Here is a 25222-nt window from a genome sequence, read left to right as displayed (position 1 = left end):
CATGAAAAGCTGGAAAGTAAAAGAAATTGTCATCATGTCCGTTATCAGTATCGTATTTGCCGTTGTTTATTTATTATTTACACATTTCGGAAACGTGCTTGCAGGTATGTTTGGGCCAATTGCCTATGAACCGATTTACGGCATTTGGTTTATCGTTTCGGTCATCGCCGCATACATCATTCGAAAACCGGGTGCGGCGCTCGTTTCTGAAATCATTGCCGCTCTCGTTGAGTGCCTGCTGGGAAATCCGTCTGGCCCGATGGTCATCGTCATCGGCATTGTTCAAGGACTCGGGGCTGAAGCTGTATTCCTTGCAACACGCTGGAAAGCATACCCTCTCCCTGTCCTTATGCTGGCCGGAATGGGATCTTCAGTAGCCAGCTTTATCTACGATCTCTTTGTTTCTGGCTATGCAGCCTATTCATCAGGTTATCTGCTCATTATGCTTGTGATCCGTCTCATTTCCGGCGCGCTCTTGGCGGGGCTTCTCGGAAAAGCCGTCAGCGACTCTCTCGCTTATACAGGTGTGTTAAACGGAATGGCACTCGGAAAGGAACTGAAAAAGAAACGGAAGCGGGCGTCAGAACATGCAAGCCTTTGACGAGCTTCTGACAGTTGACCAGCTCAGCTTCTCTTATGAAGAAGACGAAAAACCGGTTTTTCAAAATATTTCGTTTGAGCTTCAAAAAGGAGAATGTGTTTTATTGCTAGGCCCCAGCGGGTGCGGTAAAAGCTCGCTCGCCCTTTGTTTAAACGGTCTATATCCGGAAGCTTGCGACGGCATTCAGTCCGGACATGTCTTTCTATTTCAAAAGCCGGTCACAAACGCTGAAACCACCGAAACGATTGCTCAGCATGCCGGGGTCGTTTTTCAGGATCCTGATCAGCAGTTCTGCATGCTGACGGTGGAGGACGAAATCGCTTTCGGGCTGGAAAATCTGCAGATTCCAAAAGAAGAAATGACAGAGAAAATCAATGCCGTATTAGAAAAATTACGTATTACCCATTTAAAAGAAAAAACGATATCCACCCTTTCAGGAGGACAAAAGCAGAAAGTGGCTCTCGCCTGTATTTTGGCGATGGAGCCTGAGCTTATTATTTTAGATGAGCCGACTTCTCTTTTAGACCCTTTCTCAGCGCGGGAATTCGTTCATCTGATGAAAGATCTTCAGCGGGAAAAAGGTTTCAGCCTCCTCGTCATTGAGCATCGGCTTGATGAATGGGCGCCTTGGATTGAGAGGACGATCGTGCTCGATAAATCAGGCCAAAAAGCGCTGGATGGCCTGACGAAAGATCTATTTCAGCACGAAGCGGAGACACTAAAGAAATTGGGCATCGCAATTCCAAAGGTCTGCCATCTGCAGGAAAAGCTGAGTATGCCGTTTACTTTATCAAAAGAAACGCTGTTCAAAGAGCCCTTTCCTGCCGGGCGTGCTGAAAAGAAAGAAACTCCTTCTAGAAAGAGTGTGCTCGAAGTCCGCAGCCTTTCGTTCGCGAGAGGACAACAAACGATTTTCGAAGACATCAGCTTTTCATTGCGCGAAGGCTCTTTGACAGCGCTTGTCGGCCCGAACGGCACTGGAAAATCGACGCTCTTATCTGTTCTGGCCCGTCTTATGAAACCGCAAAGCGGCAAAATCCTTCTCTATGATCAGCCGCTGCAGCAATATAAAGAAAAAGAATTCCGTAAACGAATGGGATTTGTTTTTCAAAACCCTGAACACCAATTCGTCACCGATACGGTGTATGATGAGCTGCTGTTCGGCCAGAAGGTAAATGCTGAAACTGAGAAAAAAGCGCAACACCTGCTGAATCGTTTCGATCTTGCCCATTTGGCTGATCATCATCCGTTTGCGGTCAGCCAAGGGCAAAAACGGCGACTGAGCGTTGCTACCATGCTCATGCATGACGTAAAGGTTTTATTATTAGACGAACCAACCTTTGGACAGGACGCCCGCACGGCGGCTGAATGTATGGAAATGATTCAGCGTATTAAGGCAGAGGGAACCGCTGTCCTCATGATTACACACGATATGGAGCTAGTCTCTTCGTATGCTGACAGCGTGCTTGTGCTTCACAATACAGGCTTGGCCTTTGATGGATCTCCAGTGCAGTTGTTTTCTCAAGAAACAGGGCTTGCCCAAAAAGCAAAGCTCACCCTTCCCCTTCTATATGAATGGATGGCATATCAAGAGGGGGTGCGCGATGAAGCAGCCGTTACATCTCATTAATCCAACTGTAAAAGCGGCGGCGGTTTTTTGTTGTGTCGTCATGCTGTCGTTTATTTACAACCCTTACACTCCGGCGTGTTTTTATATCATCATCGTTGCGGGTGTTCTATTGGCGGCCGGAATCCCATTGAAAAAATGGTTGTTGTTTACGATTCCGTTTTTGATTTTAGCATTCGGATGCGTATGGACAGCCGCCGTTTTCGGCAAGGTGCCGACAACACCGGATAATTTTTTGTTTCAAGCAGGCCCTATCTCCATTAACAGCGATAATGTGTCTGTCGGCATCTCATTGGGCTTTCGTATTTTGTGCTTTTCCGCCTTATCCATGATGTTTGTTTTTACGACCGATCCGATTTTATTTATGCTGAGCCTTGTCCAGCAGTGCAGGCTCTCACCAAAGCTCGCGTACGGTGTCATTGCAGGCTTTCGCTTTCTTCCGCTGTTAAAGGATGAGGTCCAGCTGATCCAGCAGGCTCATAAAATCAGAGGAGGTGCGGCGGAGAGCGGCTTCATAAATAAAATCAGCGGGTTAAAACGATATACCATACCGCTATTGGCAAGCGCCATCAGAAAAGCAGAACGGACAGCGCTTGCGATGGAATCGAAAGGTTTTACAGGAAGCAGAAACCGGACATATTACAGGATGCTGTCCGTGAACCGGCGCGACTGGGTGTTCTTTTGCCTCGTTCTCTTATTATTCGCGGGATCTTTTCTCGTATCTTTATGTTTCGCATCATAAAAAATCCGCTATCTGAGATAGCGGATTTTTTTATTGATGATAGTTTAATGCTTGGGCAAGATTGGTTTTAATGGTGATATTTGAAAAATCAATTCCCAGCTGTACAGCGGTTTGCGCAATCTCAGGCCTGATTCCTGACAGGGTTGACCGGACACCGATCAGATTAAGCGCCTCAATCAATTTAAAAATCTGGTGCGCCACCATCGTATCCACTACCACAACACCTGACAGATCGATTAACAGATGCTCCACGCGTCTTTTTGCACAAGCCTGAAGCGTGTTTTCCAGAATAAACTTGGCCCGTTCGGTATCGATGTCACCGACAAGCGGCAGCAGAGCTGTTGATTTGCTAAGGGTAATGACGGGTGAGCTTAATTCCAATATCATTTCTCTCTGGGCGTTTAATTGCTGCTTAGCATTCATTTCAGCGTGATCAACGAATGTATAAATGGTGAAATCAAATACTTTTACAATCAAATCAGCCCATTTTTGCTTCTCTCCCGGTTCAAATGCTGACTCATTTTCTTCTGCGAACTTCTCAAAATACTTCGTATATAATCTCCGGTTTCTCATAAACTCTCGAATGACATACTGAACCGGTGTGTCGAGATGCTTTTGATCATTCGTCAGCTCAATGACCCACTCTTGAAATTCTTCGAGAAATTGTTTTTCCGGTAAAACATACATGTAATTCAGATGCCGGTAAAATTCTCTGTCCTGCTCTTTCAATTCTTCCGTTACTGTTGCATTATGTAAGGCGTAAAGCGAATTCGGATCACTTTCCTCCATCGTTTCTATCCATTCCTCGGCCATTTGCTCCACATGTTCTGAAAAAAACGCATATAATTTTTCATTCAGTTTCATCACACTGCTCCTTTCCCCAACACCATTATAACTTGACTGCCAGCTAAATCCCAGTCATACACGCTGAAGCCATCCAATATTTTGAAAATTACTAATTCTTTGGTGTGTATCCTATTTTTTCAAAATGCTTCAAATGGCTCTGTCCGATCGGTTGTTTTTTTCATATAATATGAGGCAACACCCTTGAATCCACTTGAAAGCATAAAAAAGGAGGGCTTTTTTATGAATGGTGAAATCCGCTTGATCCCGTATGTGACGAATGAGCAGATCATGGATGTAAACGAGCTTCCTGAGGGTATTAAAGTGATTAAGGCGCCAGAAATGTGGGCAAAAGGGGTAAAAGGCAAAAATATTAAAGTTGCTGTATTGGACACGGGCTGCGACACGAGCCACCCTGATTTAAAAAATCAAATCATCGGCGGGAAGAACTTTACGGATGACGATGGCGGCAAGGAAGATGCGATTTCCGACTACAACGGACACGGCACACACGTCGCCGGAACGATCGCAGCTAATGATTCAAACGGAGGCATTGCCGGAGTCGCGCCTGAGGCAAGCCTATTGATTGTGAAGGTTCTTGGCGGCGAGAACGGCAGCGGACAATACGAATGGATCATCAACGGCATTAACTACGCGGTGGAACAGAAAGTCGATATCATCTCAATGTCCCTTGGCGGACCAAGTGATGTGCCGGAGCTGGAAGAAGCCGTAAAAAACGCGGTTAAAAACGGAGTGCTTGTCGTGTGTGCAGCGGGAAATGAGGGTGACGGCGACGAACGCACAGAAGAGCTTTCCTACCCTGCGGCTTATAATGAAGTGATTGCAGTTGGATCTGTTTCTGTAGCGCGAGAATTATCAGAATTTTCTAACGCGAATAAAGAGATTGACCTTGTGGCACCAGGAGAAAACATCTTATCCACTCTTCCCAACAAGAAGTACGGTAAGCTTACCGGCACTTCAATGGCTGCCCCTCATGTCAGCGGTGCGCTTGCTTTAATCAAAAGCTATGAAGAAGAATCATTTCAAAGAAAGCTTTCAGAATCTGAAGTTTTCGCACAGCTAATCCGCAGGACACTTCCTCTTGATATTGCAAAAACGCTGGCAGGCAATGGATTCCTGTATTTAACAGCTCCTGATGAGCTCGCAGAAAAAGCAGAGCAATCACATTTGTTGACCCTATAAAATTATTTTTCTTATATAATAAGCCCCAAATCATGTAAATAAAATTTCAAATTCTATGTTGACAATGAATTTGAATTACTGTTAAGATTACCAACAAATGATTCAACTTTTCGAAAAATTAATAACATTTTCTCTTATCGAGAGTTGGGCGAGGGATTGGCCTTTTGACCCCAACAGCAACCGACCGTAATACCATTGTGAAATGGGGCGCACTGCTTTTCGCGCCGAGACTGATGTCTCATAAGGCACGGTGCTAATTCCATCAGATTGAATCTGAGAGATGAGAGAGGCAGTGTTTTACGTAGAAAAGCCTCTTTCTCTCATGGGAAAGAGGCTTTTTGTTGTGAGAAAACCTCTTAGCAGCCTGTATCCGCGGGTTAACGAGAGTGTTTTACATATAAAGGAGGAGAAACAATGACAACTATCAAAACATCGAATTTAGGATTTCCCAGAATCGGACTAAACCGAGAATGGAAAAAAGCACTTGAAGCGTATTGGAAAGGCAGTACTGATAAAGATACGTTTTTGAAGCAAATTGACGAACTATTTTTATCCGCAGTAAAAACACAAATTGACCAGCAGATTGATGTTGTGCCTGTTTCTGATTTCACACAGTATGACCATGTACTCGACACAGCCGTCAGCTTCAACTGGATTCCGAAACGGTTCAGGCATTTGACTGACGCTACCGATACATACTTCGCCATCGCCCGCGGAATCAAAGACGCTGTATCTAGTGAAATGACAAAATGGTTTAATACAAATTACCATTACATCGTTCCGGAATATGACGAGAGCATTGAATTCCGTCTGACAAGAAATAAACAGCTCGAAGATTATCGCCGCATCAAAGAGGCATACGGTGTTGAAACAAAGCCTGTGATTGTCGGCCCTTATACATTTGTTACGCTTGCTAAAGGCTATGAACCGTCTGAAGCAAAAGCGATCCAAAAACGTCTTGTGCCATTATATGTACAGCTTTTGAAAGAACTTGAAGAAGACGGCGTAAAATGGGTTCAAATTGATGAGCCGGCGCTCGTTACCGCTTCTAGCGAAGATGTCCGCGGCGCAAAAGAATTATTTGAAAGCATTACAAGTGATCTTTCATCCTTGAATGTGCTTTTGCAGACGTATTTTGATTCTGTCGATGCTTATGAAGAGCTGATCTCTTACCCAGTTCAGGGAATTGGCCTTGATTTCGTTCACGATAAAGGGAGAAACCTGGAACTGCTTAAAACACATGGCTTTCCGACAGACAAAGTGCTGGCAGCCGGCGTTATCGACGGACGCAATATTTGGAAAGCAGATCTTGAAGAGCGTCTCGATGCCGTTCTTGATATTCTCAGCGTTGCAAAAGTTGATGAACTGTGGATTCAGCCTTCAAGCAGCCTGCTGCATGTTCCAGTAGCGAAACACCCCGATGAGCACTTGGAAACAGATCTATTGAACGGATTATCCTACGCAAAAGAAAAGCTGGCCGAGCTGACAGCTTTGAAAGAGGGATTAGTATCAGGAAAAGCGGCGATCAGCGAAGAGATTCAGCAGGCTAAGGCTGATATCCAGGCGCTTAAACAGTTTGCAACAGGCGCCAATTCTGAACAAAAGAAAGAGCTTGAGCAATTAACTGATAAAGACTTCAAGCGTCCGCTTCCGTTTGAAGAACGTTTAGCCCTGCAAAATGAATCTCTCGGCCTTCCGCTTTTGCCGACGACAACGATCGGCAGCTTCCCGCAGTCTGCTGAAGTGCGGAGCGCACGCCAAAAATGGCGGAAAGCTGAGTGGTCCGATGAACAGTATCAAAACTTTATCAATGCGGAAACAAAAAGATGGATTGATATTCAGGAAGAATTGGAGCTTGATGTCCTTGTTCACGGCGAATTTGAACGGACAGACATGGTCGAATACTTCGGTGAAAAGCTGGCCGGTTTCGCCTTCACTAAATACGCTTGGGTTCAATCATACGGATCACGCTGTGTACGCCCGCCAGTCATTTACGGAGATGTTGAATTTATTGAACCGATGACAGTGAAAGACACAGTCTATGCACAGTCATTGACTTCCAAGCATGTGAAAGGAATGCTGACGGGACCTGTTACAATCTTAAACTGGTCTTTCCCTCGAAACGACATTTCGAGAAAAGAAATCGCCTTCCAAATCGGGCTTGCGCTTCGCAAAGAAGTTAAAGCGCTTGAAGACGCAGGCATCCAAATCATTCAGGTCGATGAACCAGCGCTGCGTGAAGGCCTTCCATTGAAAACCCGCGATTGGGATGAGTATTTGACTTGGGCGGCAGAAGCATTCAGATTAACCACTTCTTCCGTGAAAAACGAGACGCAGATTCATACACATATGTGCTACAGCAACTTCGAAGATATCGTTGATACGATCAATGATCTTGATGCCGATGTGATTACAATCGAACATAGCAGAAGCCACGGAGGATTTTTAGATTACTTAAAAGACCACCCGTATTTGAAAGGGCTTGGCCTTGGTGTATATGACATTCACAGCCCTCGTGTGCCGTCAACTGAAGAAATGTACAACATTATTGTTGAGGCGCTTGCCGTCTGTCCGACTGACCGCTTCTGGGTAAATCCGGACTGCGGATTGAAAACAAGACAGCAGGAAGAAACGGTTGCCGCATTGAAAAACATGGTTGAAGCCGCAAAACAGGCGAGAGCACAGCAGACACAGCTAGTATAATTTTTAAAAAACCATCTGCATTTAGCAGGTGGTTTTTTCTATAATACAGCCACAATCGGTTTCTCATTTTAGCAAATCCCCCAAATACTTTGTTTATTTTGCACTTTTTTAAGAATGTTCTTTGCATTCTTTTCGGCTATACTAATAACACTCTATTGACAGGAGGGATTGGGATGAATCATGAAACGTTCTTAAAACGGGCTGTCACTCTCGCATGTGAAGGGGTGAATGCAGGTATCGGCGGGCCTTTTGGAGCTGTTATCGTGAAAGACGGAGCCATTATTGCAGAGGGCCAGAACAACGTCACAACAAACAATGATCCGACTGCCCACGCTGAAGTTACAGCTATTCGGAACGCCTGTAAGGTGTTAGGGGCATACCAGCTTGATGACTGCATTTTGTATACGAGCTGTGAACCATGCCCAATGTGCTTGGGCGCCATCTACTGGGCCCGGCCGAAAGCCGTTTTCTATGCAGCGGAGCATACAGACGCTGCCGAAGCCGGGTTTGATGATTCATTCATTTATGAAGAAATTGATAAACCCGCTGAAGAAAGAACAATTCCCTTTTATCAAGTGACTCTGACAGAGCATTTATCCCCGTTTCAAGCATGGCGGAATTTAGCCGATAAGAAAGAATATTAAGAGAATCAGGCATGTACGGCCTGATTCGTGTTATTTCTTCAAGTAGCCGCTATGACCCAAAACAGCAGTCATATACGCCAATTCAGCACGGCAGACACCGCACCAGCTGCCCGCTTCACCTGTAACTTATTCAAACGCTGTGACCGCTTCTCTGACGTTTTATCAATAATTTGTGCCCCACCCCTATTCCATTCCGCATCAATTCATCATGTATAAGTCTAAATCCATTTATAAGACATGTTTCAGACCTCGAAAAGATCACACCCGCTATGTTTGCTTCCACACAAAAAACATCCTGAGGGTCTCAGGATGCCGGTTATTATTTTAATTCTAGTTTCACATCAACATTTCCTCTGGTTGCCTTGGAGTAAGGGCAGAATTCATGAGCGGCGTTGACAAGCTCTTGTGCCTTTTCCCGGTCTAAATCTTTCGTGTTCACAACAAGTGTGACACCGATTTTAAAGCCGCCGTCGCTCTCATCCTTCATGAGGCTGACCTGCCCTTCAATCTCCGAATCAATTTCGATATTTTGCTCTTTGGCCACATGTTCGAGCGCGCCGCCGAAGCATGCAGCATACCCTGCCGCAAAGAGCTGTTCCGGATTGGTGCCGGTTTGTCCTTCTTTTTTCGCGTTTGGCATCACAATATCAAAATCAAGAACACCGTCATCTGACTTAATATGTCCTGCCCGTCCGCCTCGCGCGGTTACTTTTGCTGTAAATAATGCCATTTGTATTCAGCCTCCTTATTTATATCTAGTTGTTATATTTCCCTTTCTGATCTTTTTAAACATGCTATGTTTGCCGAGAATAGGAAAAGTGAAGTTTTTCAGATACAATAGAATCGAATGACAAAAAGAGTTGGTGAACAAAATGGAAAATAAATTTGATCATATGAAATTGGAGAATCAGCTTTGTTTTTTGCTATATGCGAGTTCGCGGGAAATGACAAAGCAATACAAGCCGCTGCTTGATAAGCTGAATGTAACATACCCTCAATATTTGGCTTTGCTTTTGTTATGGGAACATGAAACCCTTACTGTCAAAAAAATGGGCGAGCTGCTGTATTTAGATTCAGGGACACTTACTCCAATGCTTAAACGAATGGAACAACAGGGTTTGATTATGAGAAAAAGATCTGAAGAGGATGAGCGATCCGTGTTGGTCAGCCTGACAGAGGACGGAGCGTTATTAAAAGAAAAAGCGGTTGACATTCCAGAGACGATTCTAGGGCTCTCAAAGCTATCTGGAGAGGATCTCAAACAGTTAAAGTCCGCTCTATATACATTGTTGGAAACACTTCATTAAAAAAATTGAGGATGCCCTGTGCGGGGCATCCTCTTTTTATTTATTCAACAACTTCAAGCGTCACTTCAATATTTCCGGAGGTTGCTTTTGAATACGGGCAGACGCCGTGCGCTTTTTTCACAAGCGCCTCCAATTCTGATGCACTGACTCCTTCTCCTTTTACCTGCAGCGTCACACCCAGCTTATAGCCCTGGTCCGCTTCATCCTTTAACAGGCTGACATTCGCTGTAACCTCTGTCTCTACTTTTACCCGTTCTGTTCTTGCGACAAGCTGCAATGCACTGTCAAAGCAAGCTGCATAACCCGCTGCAAAGAGCTGCTCTGGATTTGTCGCTTTTTCTAATTTCTTTGCTCTTGGTGTTCCCGGCATTGCGACATCAAGCTCAAGAACGCGGTCTGTTGAAATGACCTTTCCTTCTCTTCCTCCTACCGCTGAAACAGTTGCTGTAAATAATGGCTGACTCATTTTTTTATCCCCCTAATAAGTTTTGTACAACTAAATTTTACACAATCTATTTTGCGATGTCAATTTTTTGCCGCACAAAAAAGCTTATCCCGTAACGAGATAAGCTTCTGTATCAAATATTTCCCCGCTATTCGCGGATTTGCCCAGTTCCTTTTATGATGTATTTAGTAGAAGTCAGTGCAGGAAGCCCCATTGGCCCTCTTGCATGAAGCTTTTGCGTGCTGATGCCGATTTCGGCTCCGTAGCCGAATTCAAAGCCATCAGTAAAACGGGTTGACGCGTTATGATAGACAGCGGCAGCATCGACAGCCGTTTGAAAATAAGCCGCGTTTTTGTCATTTTCAGTTAATATCGCTTCAGAATGATTGGTGCCGTATTGTTGGATATGCTTCACAGCTTCTTGGACGTTCTCAACCGTCTTTACGCTGAGGACAGGCGCTAAAAATTCAGTTTCCCAATCTTCTTTTGATGCTTGTTTGCTTGAAGGGTGAAGTTCACATACAAGTTCATCACCGCGAATTTCAACTCCCGCGTTTTCCAGCTGGGCCAGCAATTCTTTCCCGTGCTGTCTTGCCCATGCCTTGTGAATCAGCAATGATTCAATCGCGTTGCATACGGAAGGGCGCTGCGTTTTGGCATTTACGACAACTTTTTCTGCCATTTGCGGTTTAGCCGTTTCGTCGATGAATATATGGCAGTTTCCCGCTCCCGTTTCTAATACAGGAACTGTTGATTCTCTTACAACGAGATCAATCAGTTTCTTGCCTCCGCGCGGAATCAATACGTCTAAGCCATCATTTAACGTAAAGAGCTCTTTTGCTGTCTCTCTGCTCGTATCTTCAATCAGCTGCACAGCGTGAATCGGAAGCGCTGATTGCTCAAGTGCTCTGTGAATGACACTGACAAGCGCTTTGTTGCTGTGGATGGCTGAGGAGCTCCCCCGCAGAACAACCGCGTTCCCTGTCTTCAGGCAAAGGGTAGCCGCATCAACTGTGACGTTTGGCCTCGCCTCATAAATCATTCCTACGACACCGAGCGGCACACGGATTTTTTCAATAAACAGGCCGTTTTCTTTTTCAATCGTTTCAAGAGAGTCGCCGACCGGGTCCGCTAAGTCGATTAAGAGCTCCACCGCGTCCGCGATATCGCGTATACGTTTCTCATCCAGCGTGAGACGGTCAATGATGTCCGGTGTTAAACCATTCTCTTTTCCGTTCTCAATGTCTTTTGCATTCTCCGCCAAGAGAAAATCCAGTTCTTTACGGAGTCCGTTTGCAATGAGACTGAGCGCCTCATCCTTCTCGACTGTTGTTTTCATGATCATTTCGGCTGCTGCTTCTTTCGCCTGCTTCGCTTTTACAGAAACTTCACTCATTTTTCCGCCTCCTAGTCTTTTACATTGACCCAGTCATTCCTATGAATAACCTCAAACGTTTTCTCAAAATCAAGTTCGTCACTTCGTTTGCCTTTGGCCTCCATAATCTCCTCGGAGGAGTAATGAGTTTGGCCTTTGCCGATCACGCCGCCCGGCCCCCTGACTTCCACAACCGCCCCTTTCGGAAAACTTCCGTTAACGCCCACAACGCCAGCGGGCAGCAGACTGCTTCCGTTATGGATCATCGCCTCTTCGGCACCCGCATCAATGATGATTTCTCCAGATATCGGAGAGTGGAACTGAATCCACTGCCTCGTGTTGTTAACCGAAGACAGTTCTTTGTCTCCGATATAAGTGCCGTCTCCCCTCCCGTCCAAAATGTCCGCAAGTTTTTGCGCCCCGCTGCCTGTTCCAATGAACACTTTCACTCCCAGAGACAGCGCGGTTTGTGCGGCTAACAGTTTTGATTTCATTCCGCCGGTGCCGACCTTTGATCCGGCTGAACCTGCATATCCAAGCATTTCAGGCGTGATCTCCGGCAAATAATCAAATCGTTTCGCCTCAGGATTTTCATTCGGATTGGCATCATACAGTCCGTTGATGTCGGTGAGAATCATAAGCTGGTCTGCGTGAATCAATCCGCTGACTAATGCAGAAAGCATATCATTATCTCCGAAAGTCAATTCTTCAACAGATGTGGAATCGTTCTCGTTGATAATCGGAATGACGCCCCGTTCTAATAATTCCATTATCGTAGCATACGCGTTTCGATACCGTTCTCTTTTCGAAAAATCATTTCTCGTTAAAAGGATTTGTCCCGGAGTCAATGAGTATTGTTTAAATTGATTCATATATTGCTGCATTAACAGTGTTTGTCCGACCGCGGCTGCCGCCTGTTTTCCTTTGATGGTAACGGGGCGGGACGGATAACCGAGGCTTGAAAACCCCGCCGCTACGGCTCCCGAGGTAATCAGGATCATTTCATGCCCCGCTTTTTTCAACACGGAAATGGCCTGAACATGCTCTCTGATTTTTGCCTCATCAATGCTCCCTTTGCTATTCGTGAGCGAACTGCTTCCTATTTTCACTACTATTCTTTGTTTTTTCATTTATTCTCCTCCGCGGCTCTTCTACAATAAAAAAACCCATTTCATCCTGATTCATAAGGACGAAATGGGTTTCCGTGGTACCACCTTGATTGAACGCGCTTGTGCACGCTCCGCTCTCCTGTAACGCCAGGTTATGCGCCTAGGTTTTCCCCCTAAGACTCCAAGGCAGGTTCGGCAGGTTTCATGCGGCAAAATGTTTCAGCGGGTCATTTTGCTCTCTGTCACAGAAAGGTCTGCTTACTAATCCTCTTCAACGCTCAATGATTTTTTTATATTATGCAAAGAAAAGAGACACTTGTCAAGGTTTTTTGTGATCAAAAATAGCCCGCATTGCGCGGGCATTTTGCGGTCTAGTTAAAGACGATTGTTTTATTTTCATGAACAATGACGCGGTCTTCCAAATGCCATTTCACAGCACGGGCAAGCACGCTGCGCTCAATTGTTCTTCCGATGTTTTTCAACGCTTCCGCATTATCGCGGTGGTCTACTCGCTCAATATCCTGTTCAATGATCGGCCCTTCATCAAGATCGTTTGTCACATAGTGAGATGTCGCACCGATCAGTTTCACGCCGCGCTCGTAGGCCCGTTTGTACGGATTCGCACCGATAAAAGCAGGCAGGAATGAATGGTGGATATTGATGATGCGATTCGGATGAGCCGAAACAAAATCAGGAGTTAGAATCTGCATATAGCGTGCGAGCACAATCACATCAATATCGTACTGCTCCAGCAGTTCAAGCTGCTTTTTTTCGACTTCCGCTCTGATGTCTTTGTTCGCTTTCATATAGTGGAATGGAATGTTCAGGCGCTCAACCAGCTCTCTCGCTTCCTCATGGTTACTGATGACAACAGCGATCTCAGCCATAAGGTTGCCGGTTTGCCATTCCCAAATCAGCTCATGCAGGCAGTGAAGCTCCTTTGAAACAAAGATGGCGACGCGCTTCAGCTCGCTTGCCAATGTTAAACTCCAAGTCATGTCGAATTTTTCCGCAACAGAGGCAAACGCCGCTTGAAGGGATTCTTTTTTCTCACGAATGCCCGCACAGTCGAATTCGATTCTCAGAAAGAACCGCCCGCCTTCAGGATCTGTCGTATATTGATTTGATTCTATAATATTAGCGCCGTGTTCAAATAAAAACGCGGAAACCGCGGAGACGATCCCCGGCTGATCGGGACAGCTGACCAAAAGGCGTCCTTTATCCTCATTTCCGTCACGGTAATCGTCCATCCGCTGAGTCATATATGATTTCATGAATAATCCCTCTTATCTTTGTAAGTCTAAACTATTTATCCATTATACTGAAGATTTGATAAAAATCAATTTATGACAAAATTTTTAAACCAACCGCTGAGCATAAAATCAACGCGATAAAGAAGATCCGTTTGGCGTCTTTTTGCTCCTTGTAAAAGAGGATGCCGACAAGCGCCCCGCCGGCGGTGCCAATCCCTGTCCAGACCGCGTAAGCCGTTCCCATCGGAATGGTTTCCATTGCGTACGACAGCAAGGAAAATGAAGCAGCAAAACCAACAATGATCAACAGCACCCATTTCACGCTTTTTTCCTTCGCATATTGATTCATAAGGGCCACGCCGGCCATTTCTAAACAGCCCGCGCACAATAAACTGATCCAGTGCAGCATTATGCCCCTCCTCCTTTTTCCTCTGTCTCATCCTGTGTCACAAGCTTCAATCCGATGACACCGATTAAGAGCACGCCAATTAACAATAGCTTCGGCCACCCAATTGGTTCATGAAACAGAATAATTTCACTAAGTACCGTTCCCGCTGTGCCGAGTCCGGTAAAGACGGCGTATACGGTACCGACAGGCAGACTATGAGTTGCTTTTATTAGAAGATAAAAGCTGAATATGATGCCGATGGCAGTGCCGCTCCATGTTAAGGCTGAGTCAGCGTGCTTTAAGCCTATCACCCAAACAACCTCGAAAACAGCGGCAAGCACGACCAATCCCCATTTCATTTGAGTCATTCCTTTCTATCTATTAAGATTCTCCGAAAACAAAAAAACCCCGGACAGTCGACTCATAATGAGCTTGACTCTCCCGGGCTTTTTTCCCTCCGTGTGCATACGCGCTTCTATTTACGCGTATGTGTTTTCTCTCGGACCAGTCCATGTCCATTGACATGCGGAACCCTAGAAAACTTTACATGATATCATCATACTAAACTCAGCTCTATCTTTCAATTGTAAGATTTTCTTTCATAAACAGCGATCGGTTTATTCCATTTTCTGATCGTTTTGCTGTAATGCATGCCGATTTTCTCCGCTACCCGTATGGACGCTTTGTTACCCGGATCAATCAAAGCCGCCATTTTGCCGAACTGCCGCTCGTTAAAGCCATAGTCCAGACAGGCCCGAGCCGCTTCTTGCGCATAGCCGTTCCCCCAGTGGCGGCGGGCAAACATATAGCCAATTTCCATTACTGTTTGATTTTCGATCTGCTGGGGTACGATGCCGCATTGTCCCAAAAAATCCCCTGTCCGCTTATCTTCGGCGACCCACAGACTGACGCCGTACCCTTTTTCATGTCGTTTGTTCCAATTGATCCACTCGCGGGTTTGCCTCTTATCTTTTAAACCGGAGTAATATTTCATGACGTCAGGATCGTTAAAAAGTTCAAACAAATAAGCCTGATCCCGATCTTCCATACAGCGCAAACGAATTCGATCGGTTACAAGCTTCGTTTTAGCGCTCATATTTCGCCACATCCTGCTTCCATTCTTTTTTGAGGGCTTCAATATGTGCTTGATGATAGCGGCTATGATCTGACATATGCCAAATGCCCCACCGTATGGTCGCGGTGTCACCATCGTAAGAAAGAGGCTGATGCAAATCATTTTCAGTTAAGGTGTAACAAACCGATTTCAGCTCGTTTACCACATGCTGATGTCTTTTCAGGAGTTCATCTAATCCGGGTTGATTCTTCGGTTCAGGCAGCTGTCCGTTTTGATCTGTCATCGGGCCGTATGCCTGTTCAATATGATTCGGTATCCGATTCCCCTTGATCCGCCAGACCCATCTGATATCAACATTTGCGATATGGTGCAAAAGCTGAGCCGTGCTGTTTTTTGTTTGGCAGCGCCCCTTATAGTAAAGTTCACTGTGTGTCATGTGGCTTACGATAGAAGCCAGACGGAGACTGTTTTCTTCCACTGCGGAATACAGCAGACTGACCGTTGGTGCCATATCGTTTTTTATGGATAAGTCCTTCATGTTCAGCTCCCCTCCTAACTAGGTACATTTGACACCAAACAAAAATTCCCTTTAAAAAAGAAAAAAGCTCTCATTGCAATAGAGAGCCATCTTAGTTGTTATTTCCCGGTTTATATAAATAAGGATCATGCTGCGGTTCATTCGAGGTATTTAAATCAAGGGATATATCGCCGCGCGCATTCATCGTGCCAAGGGTGATTGAAGACAGCAGTTTCGGGCTGTACCCTTTTTCCTCAAGCTTCTCAAACAGCCAGGATCGGTTTTTTTGGAGATATTTCAAATTATGATCAAGGATTTCGCCGTCCAGTATGAGCGGAATCGGGATAAAATTCCGTTCAGCTTTCATATTCAAATCCCGCACCTGCACCGCTCTCGCTTCCTCTTTTGGGATGACGCTTACTTCTCCCGTTTCTTCAATGATAGCAAGATCAATGTCAGCCGGATCGGCATAGCCCTTTTCCCTCAGCTTTCCGAGCAGTTCATTAACAGTCAGCCTTTCTTTACGGAGGCCGCGTTCATCAATATCCCCGTTTCGGATTAAGACAGTTGGGCTCACGACCAGGAGCCATCGCCATTTATTAGATAATGAGAGCTTGCTCATTATTAGATAAAGCACCAAAAAAGCGCCCGCATAATAAATTGACATCGGCAGCTTGGATGTTAGGATCGGCTCACTGATGATGGTTCCGATTGCGAAGGTCAAAAGCAGATCAAAATTGTTCATTTGTGACACAGCTTTTTTACCGGCAAGCCGAAACAAAATATATGCAATCGAAAATACGATAACTGGCTTCAGTAAAAATACCCATACCATCCATAACACCGATCTTTACCTCCATCCGCTGATCATATTGAGCCTATTGTGCCCCGTGGCGAACCCTCTATGCATGCCTTTTGTCCAATAGAAAGTGACACCGATTGGAGGCGCAATATGAAATATCAGAAGACGAATTCCCATTGGCCCTGCGATCTGCCATCGGCTCCCCAGTTCACGGACTATCAGCAGCAGCAAACACTTGACAGGCTGGTCGGTTTAGAGCTAAGGATGGAGCAGCAGAGCGATTAAGGTAAACAATGAAGGCTGAGAACAATGCAAGAACAGCAAAACCGTGTATGCACAAACGGCGGGGGTCAGTGATTGTCCGGATGTAAACCGGCGCTTGTCCGCCTTCTTCTCTCTCAATAAAAAACTCTTCTCTGAAAGGAGAAGAGTTTCGTGTTTAAACGGACTGTGCCAAACTTAATTGCGGGCCGAATAGCTCGTAATGGATAGACTCCGGCGCTGATCCGAGCTCTGATACAAGCTTATGCATTCCCGTAATAAACGACGGTGAACCGCAAATATAGTAATCCGCATCTGTGTTGGCAATCAGTTCTTTGAGGAATTGCTGATCAATCTGCCCTTCATGAAATTGAAGATCACCTGCACGGTCTTCCTCTGTCGGCTCGCGATACACAAATGCTGTTTTAACAGCAGAATGTTTTGCGGCTTCTTCTACCTCATGACGCAATGCGTGATATTCACTGTTTTTCGCCGCATGAATGAATAGAATTTGCCGTTCAGGCTGTTTGGAAACAGATGTTTTCAACATGCTGATCATTGGTGTAATGCCAACTCCGGCACTAATCAAAACGAGATCTTTCTGTGATGCAGGATCTAAAACAAAGTCCCCTGCCGGTGCGCTGATCTCTATTGAATCTCCCTCCTGAAGCCCATCATGTAGATAGGAAGACACGACACCATCTTTTTTTACTGAAATTCGATAATAGTCTTTTCCCGGCATATCAGACAGGCTGTACTGGCGGATATGCGTATATTCAGAATCAGGAATCCGAACTTTTAGGCTGATGTACTGCCCCGCTTGGAATTCAGGTAACGGCTTGCCGTCTTCTGATTTCAAATAGAAGGACGTAATTTCTTTGCTTTCCCGCTCTTTTTTCACGATGACGAACGGCTTATACTCTTTCCAGCCGCCGGCTTGCTCTTCCGCCTGTTCATACATTTCTTTTTCAATTCCGATGAACGCGTCAGCAATTACTCCGTACGCTTTCTCCCATGCCTGCATAATGTCAGGGGTTGCAGCATCTCCCAATACATCTTTAATGGCAATCAGCAAATATTTACCGACGATCGGGTAGTGTTCAGGCTTAATTCCAATACTGCGGTGCTTGTGGCCGATTTGTTTGACAACCGGAATAATATTTCCTAACTGATCAATATTTGCCGCAGCTGCAATAACGGCATTTGCCAATGCAGTTCGCTGTGTTTTTTTCTTTTGGTTTGTTTGGTTAAAAATGTTCAAAAGCTCTGGATGGTCTTGAAACATCCGATCGTAAAAACGGCCAGTGATTGTTTCTCCATGCTGTTGCAATACGGGTACAGTGCTTTTAATAATTTCGATTGTTTTGTTATCTAACATTGTATAAACAATCCTTTCGAAAAGATGTATTTAAAATATATCTTTAAAATACATGATCTTACGAATAAAAGATATATCTAAAATGAATCTTTAATAAAGTTGTCACAAAATTATCAATTTAACATGACATTTGTTGCTTTTTTATAGAATCCCCTAGCAAAAACGGACTAACCATTGTAATAATCACCATTGAAAAGTACAAAAAAAACCCAAAACAACTTATGTTTTGGGTTTAACGTTCACCAAGGCTTATCAGTTCCGAGCGCATTTGCAAGCGCCTGGCTGTGTTTCTTGCGGTTCTTTCGTTCATTAGCGCGTTGTACAGCTGTATTATGCAGCATGATTTCTTCTTCTGTTTCCGGTACAACTCTCGGTACAGGCACCGGCTTGCCATTTGAATCTAATGCGACAAATGTCAAAAAGGATGTGGCAGCGAGTTCCCGTTCGCCAGTCATCAAATGCTCCTTAATAACTTTCACAAATACTTCCATGGAAGATGTGCCGACCCATGTCACATACGACTCTAGGCAGACAGAATCCTTTTGCCCGATCGGTTTTAAAAAATCTACAGAATCCATTGAAGCTGTTACGGTTTCACGTCTGCAATGGCGCGCCGCAGAAATTGAGGCAATGTCATCGATGTAGCTCATTAATTTTCCGCCAAACAGCGTATTATGGTTGTTCGTATCAAGCGGGAACACCCTGCTGGTTTTTACAACCTTTGACTCTTTACAAAATCTTGTTTCCGGTGTTTCCATACCTTTCTCCCCTTTGATGTCTGATCTTTTAGCTAAATGCACTTATATTCTCCTATTAAACAATATTCTCTTCCATTTGTCTAAAATTTAAAATGGTTTAATGATTTTCATGATGAGGGAATAATAAATGTATTCTTCACACTTTAGGAGGAAAAACAAATGGACGTATCCATCCCGAAATCTCAGCACAAAACGGTATGCCGAACGGAATACGGCACACTTCAGAAAGTGGTTTTATGCAGACCTGAGCACATGACCATAAAAGATGTCATAAACGAAACACAAAAACATTTTGAAGATGACAATATTCATGTGAAAACCGCCAACGATCAGCACAGCCGCTTAGTGGAGGCACTCAGGTCACACAACGTTGAGGTCATCCTGTTGCCCGTTCGCGACGGACTCCCAGAACAGGTTTTTACTAGGGATATAGGGTTTGTCATCGGAGAAAAAGCCTTTCTGTCGAGCATGACTGAACCGATTCGCCAAGGAGAAGAAGCCGTTATAAAAAATTTATTTCACAGCCAAGGTATCTCTTACACCCGTATGCTTGATACAAGCATTGAAGGCGGGGATGTCATTATCGATGGTGACACCGTATACGTCGGAATCAGCCAGCGCACCGACATTTCAGCCATCGGCCAGCTGGAAGAGGCACTTCCTGAGTACACGATCATTCCAGTAAAGCTGCATGAAAAATTTTTGCATTTGGACTGTGTTTTTAACATTGTATCTGAAAGCGAAGCGTTAATTTATCCTCAAGCACTTGAGCCAGAGGCAGCTGATATGCTGGCAAAACGTTATAACCTTATTGAAGTGCCCGAGGACGAACAATTTACGCTTGGCACCAACGTCCTTTCAATCGGGAGAAAAACGATCATCAGCCTCCCTGGCAACCAACATGTCAATCAAGAGCTATCAAAAAGAGGCTACCACATTATCGAAATTGACCTGTCAGAAATCATCAAATCAGGCGGCTCCTTCAGGTGCTGTACACTGCCGCTGATTCGCGGCGAATGAAGAATCTTCCCCTTTTTCATGTTTTGAACAGCTTATTTTATCAAGATACGTTAATATAGAGGTGACATCATTTTTAAGGGGGAAATCGCATGACAAAATACATAGGATATGTCGGAACATATACAAAAGGCGGAAGCGAAGGAATTTATTCATTTGAGCTTGATACTGAGAAAAAAGCACTCAGCGAGCCAAAGCTTGCCGCTAAGCTGGGCAACCCGACATATGTGACGCCGAATAAAAACAACACCATCCTTTATTCCATCGAAAAAGCAGACGGCCAAGGCGGAGTTGCTGCCTATCAAATCAATAAAAACAGCGGCGAGTTGACATTTCTGAATCATCAGTTAATTGATGGCCCTTCTCCATGCCACGTAAGCGTTGATGATCAAAATCAATTCGTACTGACTGCCAATTATCACAGCGGGAAGATACACGCGTTTCCGGTTCAGGAAGACGGCAGCTTGCAATCACCTGCTTCTGAAGCCGCTCACACAGGAAAAGGGCCGCACGAAAGACAAGAAAAACCGCATACACACTACGCAGGGTTCACACCTGAACACAATTATGTCGTAGCGGTTGATTTAGGTACAGATAAGCTGTACACCTATAAGCTGAAAGACGGCGTATTGGCTGAATCCGGAAGCCATTCCTTCGCTCCCGGTACAGGGCCTCGCCATATCGCTTTTCATCCGAAAGAAAAATATGCTTATGTGATGACAGAATTAAGCAATGAAGTGATTGCGCTTGAATACAATCCGACAGCCGGTGAATTTAGAGAAATCCAGGTCGTTTCTGCCATCCCTGATGATTTTACGGATAACAGCCAGGGAAGTGCAATTCATGTCACACAGGACGGACGCTTTGTTTACGTCGCAAACCGCGGCCACGACAGTATCGCCGTATTTGAAGTGAATCAATATTCAGGAGAGCTGGCTTTCATAGAAAGAGTTTCGACAGAAGGAAACTGGCCTCGTGACTTTGTATTTGACCCAACGGAAGGGTTCCTCGTTGCCTCAAATGAAGAAACAGGCAGCCTTGTCCTGTTTGAAAGAGACAAAGAAACCGGCAGATTGACACTGCTTCCATCAACTGTTTCTGTCCCTTACCCGGTTTGTGTGAAATTTTTACATCAAGCATAAAAGCAAAGACTGGCTCAGGAGCCAGTCTTTTTTGTCTATCTCACCTTTTCTCTCGTCTCAGCAGTTCGATACAAATGGCAAGCGACAAAGCGGCCGGGTTCGATTTCTTGAAGCTGGGGACGGGATTCCCCGCATTCAGGCATCGCCTCCGGGCAACGGGTCCGAAACACGCAGCCGCTCGGCGGATTGACTGGGCTCGGCAGCTCCCCTTTCAAGAGAATACGCTCACGATTGTCCTCCAATTCGGGATCCGGAATCGGAATCGAGGATAAAAGCGCCTTTGTATAGGGATGTAGCGGCTCACGATACAAAGTGCCGCTCTCTGTAATTTCCATCATGTGCCCTAAGTACATGACACCGATCCTGTCACTGATATGCTTCACCATCGAAAGATCGTGGGCAATAAATAAAAATGTGAGCCCTTTTTCTTTTTGAAGCCGCTTCAGCAGATTGACCACCTGCGCTTGAACCGAGACATCAAGAGCAGAAATCGGTTCGTCCGCCACGATAAATTCAGGATTCAGCGACAGTGCTCTCGCAATCCCGATTCTCTGTCTTTGCCCGCCGCTGAATTCATGCGGATAACGGCTGCCAAAATCGGAGTGAAGCCCAACTGCCTCAAGGAGCTCGTCCACGACGAGAAGCCGCGCTTTATGGGTATTGTAGAGATTGTGAATCTCCATCGGCTCCAAAATAATTTCTCGAACGGTCATGCGCGGGTTCAATGAAGCATAGGGGTCCTGAAAAATCATCTGCAGTTTGCGGTTGAAGGCAAACTGCTCTTTTTCACTTAGTGCATGAAGATTTGTGCCGCGGTATACCACACTTCCTTCTGTTGGCTGATAGAGGCGCATCAGCACTCTCCCCAAGGTTGATTTACCGCACCCTGATTCCCCGACTAGCCCGAACGTTTCTCCTTCACGAATCTGAAAGGTAACCCCGTCGACGGCTTTGACTGTCCGCTTTTTCCCTGCGTCAAAATGCATTTTTAGCTTGCTGACCTCTAACAAAGGCAGTGGCGTCATTTGTCTCCCTCCTTATTCTGAAAAACAGCGGCGCACCGCACAAAGTTCTTTTTCATAGATTGTTTCTTTTAATGTAAGGATTTCGATTGATTTTCCCGTCTTTGGAGAATGAAGCATTTTCCCGCCGCCAACAGAGAGACCGACGTGATGAATCGCTCCTTTTCCTTCCTCATAAGCAAAAAACAGCAGGTCACCAGCCTTCATATCATCAAGCGGGACATCCTTCCCCCCCTTAGCCTGATCTCCCGCATCACGGGGGATGCGGTATCCATTGGCCTTAAATATACTGTACATAAACCCGGAGCAATCAAACCCAAACCCGCTGATCCCTCCCCACAGGTAGGGAAGGCCAAGAAAAAACGCCCCCGTTTGAATGATGTCTTCAGCAGTCCCTTTCTGTTCGCTGACAGGCACTGCATCACTTTGCTTCACAAACCTTTCCCCAAAAACGGTCGAAACCTTAAAATATCCGTTTTCTTCTGCAATGAGGGGGAGAACTGTCAAAAAGCTCAATTCGATCTCCTTTTCTCCATTGCTTTTGTACAAAAAGGCAGCAGGTTTGCTGATCATCACATCGTGTTGTGAATGGATGGGCGCAGATTTTTCCAGCTGGTTCTTTTTCATCCAGCCCGGGTATCCGCGCGGATCCTTTCGGGATGGCTGGCTAGGCACGATCACAGAAACCCATTCCCCCTGTTCTGCTGTCACAAGTACCTTTTCGCCAAAGAGAACTTGAGTTTGGATTACATTGTCTGTACATAATCCAAGCCGTTCATCATACGTCATGCGCTCCAGCCAGTCTCTGATCCTTACAGTCGGTTGAAGCATGAATTGATCAGACAGACGCGGTGAATCAGGCGCTGTCCAGATGTTGGCCACTGCTGATATGACGGTGTGCATCATTGCTCTGTTTCCCCTTTCAAAAGCGCAGCCCCGGTGATTCCGAGACCCGGTCTGCCAGGCATTGAAATCGTGCTGCCGCTGTATGTTATACCGCCTTTGATGACATCTGTTTTCAGCATCAGCGGCGCGTCAAAATCAAAGCGTGTGATGTTTCTTTTGCTTGCCGCAAAATGAGCCGCGGCCGTAATGCCCAGCTTTGTTTCGATCATGCTGCCGACCATGCACTCCACCCCGCAGGCCTCCGCTATGGCATTGATTTTCTCTGCTCCGCTGATGCCGCCCGCTTTCATCAATTTAATATTGATCAAGTCTGCGCTTCGGGTTTGCAGAATTTCGAATGCCTGCCGCGGTGTAAAAACACTTTCATCAGCCATAATCGGTGTATCTGTCGCATCTGTCACCCTTTTAAGCCCTGTGAGATCATCTTTATGAACAGGCTGCTCGACAAGCTCAATGCCAAGGCCCGCATCCTCCATTTTCCGAATAGCAGTTACAGCCTCCTTCGGCGTCCACCCCTGATTAGCGTCTAAACGCAGTTTCACAGCTGATCCGACACGTTTTCTGATTTCCTGAATGCGGGCGATATCTGTTGCGATATCATCTTTTCCGACCTTTATTTTCAGCGTTTGAAAGCCTTGTTTGAAATAATTCTCGGCATCCGCGGCCATCTCTTCAGGTGAGTTGACACTGACGGTATAATCTGTTTCAAGCGCATCCCGGTATCCGCCAAGCATTTGATAAAGCGGCAGTCCGCACATCTGCGCCCAGCCGTCGTATAGCGCCATTTCCACAGCAGCCTTCGCGCTCATATTTCCTGTAAGAAGATGCTGGATGTCGTGCAGAATAGCCTCATAGCCCGACAGGCTTTTTCCAAGCAATGCCGGCTTCAACACATGGTGGATGGCACTTTCAATGCTATCCATGCTGTCACCTGTAATCACGACCGTCGGCGGCGCTTCCCCCCATCCGATTGCGCCGCTGTCATAAGTGATCCTGACAATGACTGATTCAGCCGTATACACAGTGCGAAGCGCGGTTTTAAATGGCTTTGTCAGCGGGACGGCGATTCGGCTTGTTTCGATTCGAATGATTTTCATGTCTTCAGCGCCCCTTCTGAAACGCCTGCCTCTATTACAACTGTTTTTTCTGCTGTATTCATAGCAGCTTTCGCACCGACCGGAACGGCAATACTTGGGGAGCAGTGGCCAATTTTAAATCCTTTCAGAGCAGGTTTTCCGGCTGTTATAATATAGTCTTCCAGCACTTGCTCAAGAGAGAGAGACTTCTCTCTCTTCACCGGGACACAATTGTGAAAATCACAAACTAAAATCCCCTCCGCTTCCGTCAGCTTCCCCGACATTTTCAGCTGATTTAGCATCCGGTCGATTTGGTAAGGCTCCTCGTCAATATCTTCAATAAATAGAAGCTTTCCTCTCGTATCAATTTCAAATGGCGTGCCCAGTGTAGACGTCAGCAAAGACAGATTTCCCCCGACAAGCTCACCTTCCGCTTTGCCGGGAACAAGCACGGTCAGCGGAGAAAGCTCTTCAGTATAGGTGAATTCCGTCTCCTGGAAGAGCTGCTTATATGACGCTTTTGTCAGCGGGTGAACGTCGTCAAGGCCAATATCCGAGCTAAGCATCGGGCCATGGAAGGTGATAAGACCTGTGTTTTGATGAATGGCAGTATGTAAAAACGTAATATCGCTGTATCCCCAAAAGATTTTAGGGTGTTTGCGGATTAAGTTGAAATCAATGCCCGCGGCGATACGTCCTGTCCCAACCCCCCCGCATGCGCACAGCACTGCTTTCACCTCCTCGTCTCTGAACATCTCATGGAGATCCGCCAGCCGCTCATCATCCTGTCCCGCTAAATAACCGTGCTGGTTTTTCAGTGCCTTGCCCAACTTCACCTGAAGACCGAGCTCTTCTAAAAATAAAAGCGCGGTGTCAAGCTTTTTTGGATCCGGCGGGCTTGCGGGCGCGATCACTCCGACTGTATCACCCTTTTTCAGCGCTTTCGGCTTGTGATTCAACGGAAACACTCCTTTCATTTGCTCTGCACCCTACGTATACGTGAAAGAAAGAGAAAAAATACCGCTCCT

The 25222-nt window shown here is 45.7% G+C and carries 26 protein-coding genes, 1 pseudogene and 2 riboswitches; of the genes and pseudogenes, 10 read left to right on the top strand and 17 right to left on the bottom strand.

The features are described 5' to 3' along the window. Position 1 precedes the first annotated feature (1 nt). Genes JQX68_RS07560 through thiX form a run of 3 tightly spaced genes read left to right on the top strand, consistent with a single transcriptional unit; the run spans position 2 to position 2970 of the window. On the top strand, positions 2 to 601 hold the full coding sequence (locus JQX68_RS07560) for an ECF transporter S component (RefSeq protein ID WP_147771815.1): 600 nt from the start codon (positions 2 to 4) through the stop codon (positions 599 to 601). After that, complete coding sequence (locus JQX68_RS07555) at positions 588 to 2231, top strand: ABC transporter ATP-binding protein (RefSeq protein WP_147771814.1); 1644 nt, start codon at positions 588 to 590, stop codon at positions 2229 to 2231. Before JQX68_RS07560 ends, JQX68_RS07555 begins: the two co-directional genes overlap by 14 nt. Next, positions 2206 to 2970 carry an HMP/thiamine ABC transporter permease ThiX gene (gene thiX / locus JQX68_RS07550; protein ID WP_014663709.1) on the top strand — a complete coding sequence of 255 codons (765 nt, stop codon included), beginning with the start codon at positions 2206 to 2208 and terminating at the stop codon, positions 2968 to 2970. The genes JQX68_RS07555 and thiX overlap by 26 nt, the downstream gene beginning before the upstream one ends. 30 nt (positions 2971 to 3000) lie before the next feature. On the opposite strand, the gene rsbRB is transcribed toward thiX, so the two are convergent. Beyond that, positions 3001 to 3834 (bottom strand): RsbT co-antagonist RsbRB, encoded by an 834-nt coding sequence (gene rsbRB / locus JQX68_RS07545; RefSeq protein WP_003232560.1) that lies wholly within the window; start codon positions 3832 to 3834, stop codon positions 3001 to 3003. A gap of 222 nt (positions 3835 to 4056) precedes the next feature. Between rsbRB and isp the strand changes: the two genes are divergently transcribed. The 3 genes from isp (at position 4057) to guaD (ending at position 8363) form a co-directional block, all read left to right on the top strand. Beyond that, positions 4057 to 5016: a serine protease Isp gene (isp, locus tag JQX68_RS07540; RefSeq protein ID WP_014479598.1), complete on the top strand. Its 960-nt coding sequence runs from the start codon at positions 4057 to 4059 to the stop codon at positions 5014 to 5016. Positions 5017 to 5147: 131 nt separating this feature from the next. Beyond that, a riboswitch (SAM riboswitch) is annotated at positions 5148 to 5303 on the top strand. Positions 5304 to 5430: 127 nt separating this feature from the next. Then, on the top strand, positions 5431 to 7719 hold the full coding sequence (metE, locus tag JQX68_RS07535; protein WP_040083335.1) for a 5-methyltetrahydropteroyltriglutamate--homocysteine S-methyltransferase: 2289 nt from the start codon (positions 5431 to 5433) through the stop codon (positions 7717 to 7719). A gap of 173 nt (positions 7720 to 7892) precedes the next feature. After that, positions 7893 to 8363, top strand: a complete 471-nt coding sequence (guaD, locus tag JQX68_RS07530) for a guanine deaminase (RefSeq protein ID WP_069149472.1) — start codon at positions 7893 to 7895, stop codon at positions 8361 to 8363. 319 nt (positions 8364 to 8682) lie between these two features. Here the strand turns inward: guaD and ohrB are convergent, their stop codons facing one another. Then, complete coding sequence (gene ohrB / locus JQX68_RS07525) at positions 8683 to 9093, bottom strand: organic hydroperoxide resistance protein OhrB (protein WP_014663700.1); 411 nt, start codon at positions 9091 to 9093, stop codon at positions 8683 to 8685. Between the two features lie 142 nt (positions 9094 to 9235). Here ohrB and ohrR point away from each other — a divergent pair, with 142 nt between their 5' ends. Next, on the top strand, positions 9236 to 9670 hold the full coding sequence (gene ohrR, locus JQX68_RS07520) for an organic hydroperoxide resistance transcriptional regulator OhrR (protein WP_040083337.1): 435 nt from the start codon (positions 9236 to 9238) through the stop codon (positions 9668 to 9670). Between the two features lie 40 nt (positions 9671 to 9710). On the opposite strand, the gene JQX68_RS07515 is transcribed toward ohrR, so the two are convergent. From JQX68_RS07515 to JQX68_RS07475, 9 genes are all read right to left on the bottom strand, one after another. Further along, the gene (locus tag JQX68_RS07515) at positions 9711 to 10136 is read right to left on the bottom strand and encodes an organic hydroperoxide resistance protein (RefSeq protein ID WP_134975618.1); all 426 of its coding nucleotides are present in this window, start codon (positions 10134 to 10136) and stop codon (positions 9711 to 9713) included. A 127-nt stretch (positions 10137 to 10263) separates the two neighbouring features. Further along, positions 10264 to 11511 (bottom strand): glutamate-5-semialdehyde dehydrogenase, encoded by a 1248-nt coding sequence (gene proA / locus JQX68_RS07510; protein WP_014663697.1) that lies wholly within the window; start codon positions 11509 to 11511, stop codon positions 10264 to 10266. An 11-nt stretch (positions 11512 to 11522) separates the two neighbouring features. Continuing rightward, a complete protein-coding gene (proB, locus tag JQX68_RS07505; protein WP_014663696.1) occupies positions 11523 to 12620 on the bottom strand; it encodes a glutamate 5-kinase in 1098 nt (365 codons plus the stop codon). Between the two features lie 350 nt (positions 12621 to 12970). Continuing rightward, positions 12971 to 13873 (bottom strand): formyltetrahydrofolate deformylase, encoded by a 903-nt coding sequence (gene purU, locus JQX68_RS07500; protein WP_014663695.1) that lies wholly within the window; start codon positions 13871 to 13873, stop codon positions 12971 to 12973. A gap of 70 nt (positions 13874 to 13943) precedes the next feature. Further along, entirely contained in the window at positions 13944 to 14261 is a 318-nt protein-coding gene (gene ykkD, locus JQX68_RS07495) for a multidrug efflux SMR transporter subunit YkkD (protein ID WP_014476583.1), read from the bottom strand. Continuing rightward, positions 14261 to 14599: a multidrug efflux SMR transporter subunit YkkC gene (ykkC, locus tag JQX68_RS07490; protein ID WP_014663694.1), complete on the bottom strand. Its 339-nt coding sequence runs from the start codon at positions 14597 to 14599 to the stop codon at positions 14261 to 14263. The genes ykkD and ykkC overlap by 1 nt, the downstream gene beginning before the upstream one ends. Before the next feature lie 77 nt (positions 14600 to 14676). Then, positions 14677 to 14788, bottom strand: a riboswitch (guanidine-I (ykkC/yxkD leader). Positions 14789 to 14820: 32 nt separating this feature from the next. After that, positions 14821 to 15336 (bottom strand): GNAT family N-acetyltransferase, encoded by a 516-nt coding sequence (locus JQX68_RS07485; protein WP_071580587.1) that lies wholly within the window; start codon positions 15334 to 15336, stop codon positions 14821 to 14823. Next, positions 15326 to 15853, bottom strand: a complete 528-nt coding sequence (locus tag JQX68_RS07480) for a DinB family protein (protein ID WP_134975620.1) — start codon at positions 15851 to 15853, stop codon at positions 15326 to 15328. Before JQX68_RS07480 ends, JQX68_RS07485 begins: the two co-directional genes overlap by 11 nt. Before the next feature lie 91 nt (positions 15854 to 15944). Then, positions 15945 to 16676: a DUF421 domain-containing protein gene (locus tag JQX68_RS07475; protein WP_040083340.1), complete on the bottom strand. Its 732-nt coding sequence runs from the start codon at positions 16674 to 16676 to the stop codon at positions 15945 to 15947. Positions 16677 to 16784: 108 nt separating this feature from the next. On the opposite strand from JQX68_RS07475, the pseudogene JQX68_RS21960 reads away from it, so the two are divergent. Continuing rightward, positions 16785 to 17005 (top strand): annotated as a pseudogene (locus JQX68_RS21960) (hypothetical protein). Positions 17006 to 17073: 68 nt separating this feature from the next. Here JQX68_RS21960 and hmpA read toward each other — a convergent pair. Both hmpA and JQX68_RS07465 read right to left on the bottom strand, forming a co-directional pair. Then, complete coding sequence (hmpA, locus tag JQX68_RS07470; protein ID WP_346266180.1) at positions 17074 to 18285, bottom strand: NO-inducible flavohemoprotein; 1212 nt, start codon at positions 18283 to 18285, stop codon at positions 17074 to 17076. Between the two features lie 227 nt (positions 18286 to 18512). Beyond that, on the bottom strand, positions 18513 to 19031 hold the full coding sequence (locus tag JQX68_RS07465) for an acyl-CoA thioesterase (protein ID WP_003232595.1): 519 nt from the start codon (positions 19029 to 19031) through the stop codon (positions 18513 to 18515). Positions 19032 to 19190: 159 nt separating this feature from the next. Here JQX68_RS07465 and JQX68_RS07460 point away from each other — a divergent pair, with 159 nt between their 5' ends. Continuing rightward, positions 19191 to 20051 carry a dimethylarginine dimethylaminohydrolase family protein gene (locus tag JQX68_RS07460; RefSeq protein WP_014663687.1) on the top strand — a complete coding sequence of 287 codons (861 nt, stop codon included), beginning with the start codon at positions 19191 to 19193 and terminating at the stop codon, positions 20049 to 20051. An 89-nt stretch (positions 20052 to 20140) separates the two neighbouring features. Next, complete coding sequence (gene pgl / locus JQX68_RS07455) at positions 20141 to 21190, top strand: 6-phosphogluconolactonase (RefSeq protein WP_014663686.1); 1050 nt, start codon at positions 20141 to 20143, stop codon at positions 21188 to 21190. 35 nt (positions 21191 to 21225) lie between these two features. On the opposite strand, the gene JQX68_RS07450 is transcribed toward pgl, so the two are convergent. From JQX68_RS07450 to JQX68_RS07435, 4 genes are read right to left on the bottom strand one after another with little or no spacing between them, the layout of a single operon-like run. Then, positions 21226 to 22215 (bottom strand): ABC transporter ATP-binding protein, encoded by a 990-nt coding sequence (locus JQX68_RS07450; protein ID WP_014663685.1) that lies wholly within the window; start codon positions 22213 to 22215, stop codon positions 21226 to 21228. 12 nt (positions 22216 to 22227) lie between these two features. After that, positions 22228 to 23118 carry a gamma-D-glutamyl-L-lysine dipeptidyl-peptidase gene (gene eepC, locus JQX68_RS07445; RefSeq protein WP_014663684.1) on the bottom strand — a complete coding sequence of 297 codons (891 nt, stop codon included), beginning with the start codon at positions 23116 to 23118 and terminating at the stop codon, positions 22228 to 22230. Then, on the bottom strand, positions 23115 to 24215 hold the full coding sequence (gene ykfB / locus JQX68_RS07440; protein ID WP_147771809.1) for an L-Ala-D/L-Glu epimerase: 1101 nt from the start codon (positions 24213 to 24215) through the stop codon (positions 23115 to 23117). The genes eepC and ykfB overlap by 4 nt, the downstream gene beginning before the upstream one ends. Next, complete coding sequence (locus tag JQX68_RS07435) at positions 24212 to 25171, bottom strand: S66 peptidase family protein (RefSeq protein WP_040083347.1); 960 nt, start codon at positions 25169 to 25171, stop codon at positions 24212 to 24214. The genes ykfB and JQX68_RS07435 overlap by 4 nt, the downstream gene beginning before the upstream one ends. Positions 25172 to 25222 lie beyond the last annotated feature (51 nt).

The sequence above is a fragment of the Bacillus sp. LJBS06 genome (genome assembly GCF_016924995.1).
GTDB classification, from domain to species: domain Bacteria; phylum Bacillota; class Bacilli; order Bacillales; family Bacillaceae; genus Bacillus; species Bacillus stercoris.
The sequence above is the reverse complement of the archived record's forward strand: the minus strand, read 5'-3'. Positions and strand labels throughout refer to the sequence as shown.